Source organism: Iodobacter sp. BJB302, from assembly GCF_002735645.1.
GTDB lineage: Bacteria > Pseudomonadota > Gammaproteobacteria > Burkholderiales > Chitinibacteraceae > Iodobacter.
This window is the reverse complement of sequence record NZ_PDZG01000124.1, coordinates 1-6,098: the sequence shown is the minus strand read 5'-3', so window position 1 is coordinate 6,098 and position 6,098 is coordinate 1. Positions and strand designations below refer to the sequence as shown.

Annotated in this window: 4 protein-coding genes; all 4 read left to right on the top strand. The window is 37.8% G+C overall.

The window, feature by feature from the left end:
* Positions 1–736 precede the first annotated feature (736 nt).
* The 4 genes from CSQ88_RS21680 (at position 737) to CSQ88_RS21665 (ending at position 5,159) form a co-directional block, all read left to right on the top strand.
* Entirely contained in the window at positions 737–1,507 is a 771-nt protein-coding gene (locus tag CSQ88_RS21680) for a response regulator transcription factor (RefSeq protein WP_257212720.1), read from the top strand.
* A 114-nt stretch (positions 1,508–1,621) separates the two neighbouring features.
* Positions 1,622–2,344 carry a hypothetical protein gene (locus CSQ88_RS21675; protein WP_143449557.1) on the top strand — a complete coding sequence of 241 codons (723 nt, stop codon included), beginning with the start codon at positions 1,622–1,624 and terminating at the stop codon, positions 2,342–2,344.
* Positions 2,345–2,742: 398 nt separating this feature from the next.
* Positions 2,743–4,293 carry an EAL domain-containing protein gene (locus CSQ88_RS21670; protein ID WP_180273769.1) on the top strand — a complete coding sequence of 517 codons (1,551 nt, stop codon included), beginning with the start codon at positions 2,743–2,745 and terminating at the stop codon, positions 4,291–4,293.
* Positions 4,294–4,712: 419 nt separating this feature from the next.
* The gene (locus CSQ88_RS21665; RefSeq protein WP_099400141.1) at positions 4,713–5,159 is read left to right on the top strand and encodes a hypothetical protein; all 447 of its coding nucleotides are present in this window, start codon (positions 4,713–4,715) and stop codon (positions 5,157–5,159) included.
* Positions 5,160–6,098: the final 939 nt, after the last annotated feature.

Below are 6,098 nucleotides of genomic sequence, written 5' to 3'. Positions count from 1 at the left end.
TGAGCCACGCGCAGTAGCCACTCCCCGCGCCGCGTCTGCAAATCCCCCATAAATCCTCCTGCTTGATAAAAACCTCAGCATGACGAAAAAAGGAAAGGGCGTTTAGATGGGAGGGCTAGGCGCTTACGAAAATTCTACTTAAAAATGAGCTGGTTTTGTGGGGGGATTACCATACGAGGGTTACTATTAATTTCCATTAGGTTAAGACATATTATGGATGGTTTTATAATATTTATTTAAATATAAATATTATGTTTGAAAAAAATTAACCACATTCTGAGTTGTTAAACTTTTTTATGAATAATTTTTTGCTAATATTTAGTATATAAATTTGCTCTTCGTACTAGTCAGTACCAATTGAGTTTTATTTCAGATTTGTCTCGTTTTTTTTTCTCGTATTATTTGATATACTTAATTTTAAGTTGCTCGTTGACTTAAGAGTGATTGTTAGTAGAGCAGGGCTATATGGTAAGGAAAAATTTGTATGATCTTATTTTATTTGTTTTATCTAGGGTCGTAATCTGAGCTAGATTAATTCACAAGCCCGAAGGGAGCCATACATCCATGCAGAAATACAGATGTGGATTCGCTTTGCCTGTGTCTTAACTAAGCTATGAAATATTACAGTATTAATTGTGGGGAAGAGAAAATTGTACTTTGAGATGAACGAGCTATTGCTAGACTGGAAACTTAAAAATTTCTCTGACGCTAGAGCGGGAGTTGGGTGTTGTTGAGCGTGCTAAAGCTGGCTTTACCAATTACGGACCCTAGTTCTGGAATTGATAAAAAATATACGACACTTGATGTGTGCTCGATTTTTACAAGGAGCGTAGATATGGCTGCGTTTGGGATTGATATTATTATTGCAGATGATCATCCTGCCGTTTTATTGGGCGTAATCGCGAGCTTGGGCGATGCACCCAGCATTCGAGTTCAAGGGTGTGCCAGTAATTCGACGCAGATCGCCCAGTTGCTTGAGTTACATGACTGTAGCGTTTTGGTGAGCGATTACTCAATGCCGGGTGGTGCTTATGGCGATGGAAGTAGTATGTTGAGCGCTTTGAAGCGCCGCTATCCTAAATTGGGCATCGTGGTGATGACTTCAGTGAACAGTAGTTTGGTATTGCGTAGTTTGCTTTCTCAGGGAGTGCGCTGCATTGTGAGTAAGTCTGATGATTTATCTCATTTGGCTCCGGCTATTCATGCTGCATATAGTGGCGGTAGCCATTTCTCGACAACAGTCGCCCGAGTTTTGAGCGAAATTAATGCTGAGACAGCGAGCTTTGACAGAGTGCCTGTGCTGACGGATAGAGAAGTTGAAGTTGTACGACTATTCGTAGGCGGGATGTCGGTGAATGAAATTGCCGCACACTTACACCGGAGCAAGCAAACGATTAGTTCACAAAAAAATAGTGCTATGCGCAAATTGAATACCGAGCGTGATGGTGATTTATTCAAATATGCGGTGGAAGTAGGTCTTGTTACTACTGGCGGATTAGATCAATAAATATTCGTTTTGTTTGCTTGAAATTATGTGACGTGATTTATTTGTATGTCGTTATTATTTGAGGGCGAAATAGCTGATTAAATATTTTGTTTTAGATACTCCTTAGGAAGTGACATGGATTTAGATTTGCAATGGAAGCCATTCCCGCTCATTACCATCATACCCCATGCTACTCAAATGATTTTGTGGAGGCGTTTAAAGTCATCATCTTCGTTGCCATTGAATACACGGTTGCTGAAGCTAGGAGACGCACCATCCAGTACCGTTCTTTTGCAAGTGTATCCTGATGATGGAATAAGCAAGCTAAATATTCAGGAGGGAGAGTACGCTTTATTACCAATGCACGTACTGGCCAAATGCTTGGTTTTTTTGGATTTGGGGTTTAGTGCTCAAATGGTAAGCGCTCCATCAGCGGGGTTATGCATAAGCTTGCCCGCTGATTGTTTGTCTTCGCGTAAAGCACTAGATCAATGGTTTATTGCCGGTGTACTACACGCAGTGCCTGAGCAGTTACAGTTGGCTGCTTTGCTAAGAAAATCTGAAGCTTATCAGCTGGTGCGATTTTTATTTAAAAACTATGGTCAGCACAAAATGGTTGAGTTGCAGCGATCTTATGGCTTATCAAGCAGCTACTTTAGAAAATTGAGTAAGCAAGCTTTGGGGGGGAAAGTAAAGACTGAACTAATGAGTTGGCGTGCAATGGATTCTATACTTTCTTCCTTGGGAGGCAAAAATGCCTACACGCGGATTGCAGTAGATAATGGTTATGATTCGGCCTCACACTTTTCTCAAGATATTAAAAAAATATTTGGCGCAGCACCAAGTAAATTACTCTAATTAATTAAATATTAATTCCATAATAGCACATGCCTCTTTCTATCTTTTTTAGTTGTATGGTTGCGTGATAATGTCAACTCCTTGGATCGTACAAGGTGTTGTCGGGGATATTGTTTTTATTGATTTTAAATGGATCAATAGCTGCATAAAAATATGTTAATTGTTGTTAGTAATTTATTGATTTAGAATTTTGTTTTTTGAGTTTTTTAATTAATGGAGTATAGAGTAATAAACGTATGAATTTTAATAAAAAACAAAGTTAAGTAATTGGTGTTTTTTTGAAAATTAACAGCATTACCATGGCTTATTGATTTATTAAATTGTTTGTATTTTTCTAAATCATTTTAATTGCAATGCTGCTTATGTTAAAAAAAATAATAGAATACATGGAAGAGGAAATGTCTTGGCCATTTTTGTCGGAAATGGTCACCTCAAGCTGTAGGCGTCAGAAAGCATTTAAAGACATTATTTTATATAATATGTTGTGTTTTTTTACTGTTTTTTTATTAAGCTTTTTTTGTTCATGGGGCTGGACGTATTACACCCTTAAAGAATACTTGAAGACTCATTCTAGTCAGTTTTATTTAAATGGAGTGCGTGCATTGAATGTAATGAGAGGGTTAGGGACGCACCCTGAAGAATTTGAAGTTTGCTCAAAGAGCCATCTGCAGTATATTAATAAACAGTTATATAAATCCTCTCATTTTTTGTCAATTTCATATGTAGTTGACGGGAATATTGCTTGTAATAACAAGGGAAGAAGAAATTATGGAGTACCTACAAACCCAAGTATTACTATGGATAATGGAGTGCGAATTTGGGGGTATTGGCCCTCAGCAACTCTTTATGGGTTAAATCACTTGGTGGCTGGGCGGGGGGCTTATATTGTTGAGTTTAATCCACTTAGTATTTTAAGTTCTCTTGATAGAGACCAGAAGTTGAAGCCTCTGGTCTCTATTAGGCATGGTGAGTATTATTTAGGCTTCACTGAGCCATTGCCCTACGCTGATCTCGCTTTGTACTATGAAAAAAATATTTTTGCAGGCCAGTATCTTGTAGAAATGGGAATAAGTCATGCTCAATTTAAATCAGCATGGAAGCGCTATTGGATATATTTTTTGCCTGCTAATTTAACAATCATTCTTATTGGATTTATTTTTATTTTTTTTAGGGTGCAAAGCCAATATAGTCTTGATAATTTAATAAGCCGTGGGCTTCAAGATAATGAGTTTCATGTTCTTTATCAACCGATCGTTGAATTGAAAACTGAACGTATAATTGGAGCAGAAGCATTAATACGCTGGGATTTTGATGGCCAATTGATAAATACTGACTATTTTATTTCACAAGCAGAATTAATGGGGAAAATCAGTGACATAACCCGGTTTGTACTAACAAAATCGGCACAAGATATGGTGGTTTTGCGTGAAAGTTTTCAAGATTTTAGTATTTCGATTAATGTTGCTCCTCAGGATTTGCAAGATGATTGGTTATTAGTTTTTTTACAGAAATTGGAAGTGCAATATGGCTTGCGACCTGCTGAAGTTAAGTTAGAGCTCACTGAGCGTGGCATCACCAAGGATAAGGAGATGCTTGCACAATTGAACACATTGCGTTTTGCTGGTTATCGTTTGGCCATTGATGATTTTGGTACAGGTTACTCAAGCCTGAGCTATCTACACGCATTGCCACTTGACCTGCTAAAAATTGATCGTAGTTTTGTGGCTACGCTATGCAGCGATGCAAGCGACCGCAGTGTGACACCTAACATTATCGCTATGGCACACAAATTAGATTTGACCATTATCGCAGAAGGAATTGAGACGAAAGAGCAGCATAAAGCGCTACTAGAACTGGGTGTGCAATGGGGGCAAGGTTGGCTCTTTGGTAAGGCTGAGCGAATTAATGATTTTGTGAGTGCGTATTCATTACGAAATAGAGAAAAATAAGTGGTGCATTTGAATTTTTAATACTAAACTTATTTATATTAGAGTATCGATCTATATTTTGTGAACTTATGATTTCCTGATTATGTCTCTTGCTCCGGAACCCTTGATTTAGCTGCTTGCCCAGCATAGCTATTTCGGATGGTCAAATAGGTGGGATGCCCTTATTTCATGACACTTTACTCAAGCCGAGTAATGGTCGCGAGGGTTATCGACTGAGCAAGAGACATAATTAGGTATAATTTACAGTGAATAGTCATTTTTTGAAAGCGCACAGGTTTTTTTGGGTGAAATATTAATTTCAAAATCTGGCATGTAAAATTTAGGAGTAAACTTAAGCATGAAATTATTTGGATTATTTACTCGTGCGCCTAGAAACAGCCCTTCTCAGGTTGGTAATGGCACTAGTTTGGTACACACTAATGAAATTCAAAGCACAGCACAAAAGCATGAAGGGGTTTCTGTTTTTTAGTAGAGGTTCAGGAAAATTTGAATGCGTAACTGGTAAACCTGAGGTGTTTACCTCTAGTATTAAAAGTCATACAATAACGCAGGCGCAGGCGCAGGCGCAGGCTGAAAAGAAAATATTCCGTGATACGAGTGGCTGTGAATATAAATTATTTTTAAATGGTTTGGAATTTAATATTCCCTATCAAGAAAAAAATCATAATTATAAGTACGAAGTAATGAAATATTTTTTAGATTACATCAAATATCATAATGACTCTGCGGAGGAAAATAATAAACAACATGACGTTGAAAAGAAGATAACCCGCAAATTGTATCGCTTGGGCAGTTTGCAACACAAAAAGGCACCTGATTATGTCTCTTGCTCAGTCGATAACCCTCGCGACCATTACTCGGCTTGAGTAAAGTGTCATGAAATAAGGGCATCCCACCTATTTGACCATCCGAAATAGCTATGCTGGGCAAGCAGCTAAATCAAGGGTTCCAGAGCAAGAGACATAATCAGGAAAAGGCATCTTTGAAGCGCTTGAGCTCTTTAAAATTGATACTATTGGCACTGGCCAGCAATCCTACATTATCAGTGCCAATGATGATGGAAATAAGCAATACACCCTGATCATTGATGTTAAATATGACCTTGATCTAGATCAGCCTACAATTAAGGCGTATTTGGAGAGTGGCTTATCGCCAAGTAAGCTAAATATGAATGCCAAATTTCTTATAAAACCAGATGGAGAGGTAACTTGCATGTCATATGGTCTGGACGTAAATACATATTCACGACAGTAGCAATAATATTTTTTTTGGGGGGGGGGGGAGATTGCCCTTGCACTTCTGTAAGGATTTCAAAATCATCGCAAGTCAGCCATTCATAACGCACGGCCTGATTGTAGAGCTCAATATATGCATATTGCTGAAAATTACTATGCCAATGAAGCGCTTTATTTAAATTCTAATTTCTGACTGGTCATGCTGCATTGGGCTGAAGTTGGGACTTGTCCACTATATGTGCTAATTTAATGCCGTTATAGTGTTTGTGTGAAATATCACTATGAAAAACATTAAATTATTAAATTAATACTCAATGGTTATTGATAGGTGAATGGATTTATTTGATGTGTTTTTCTAATGTTAAACGCGTTAAGTTAATTATATGCATTGCATTATGTCAGTAGCAATTATTAATTATTTTTTTGAGTTTTATTATGCCATTCCTGATTATGTCTCTTGCTCAGTAACCCTTGATTTAGCCATTCGCGCGGCGTAAAGTGAACGAACGTTCTACTTTGCGGAGATGAATCATGCCCATCAATGGCATCCAGATGCAAAAAGGTTTGTCT

Coding starts and splice junctions, on each gene's coding strand:
- CSQ88_RS21675 (WP_143449557.1), top strand. CDS start 1,622: ATGGATTTAGATTTGCAATGGAAGCCATTCCCGCTCATTACCATCATA.
- CSQ88_RS21670 (WP_180273769.1), top strand. CDS start 2,743: ATGTCTTGGCCATTTTTGTCGGAAATGGTCACCTCAAGCTGTAGGCGT.
- CSQ88_RS21665 (WP_099400141.1), top strand. CDS start 4,713: ATGAAATTCAAAGCACAGCACAAAAGCATGAAGGGGTTTCTGTTTTTT.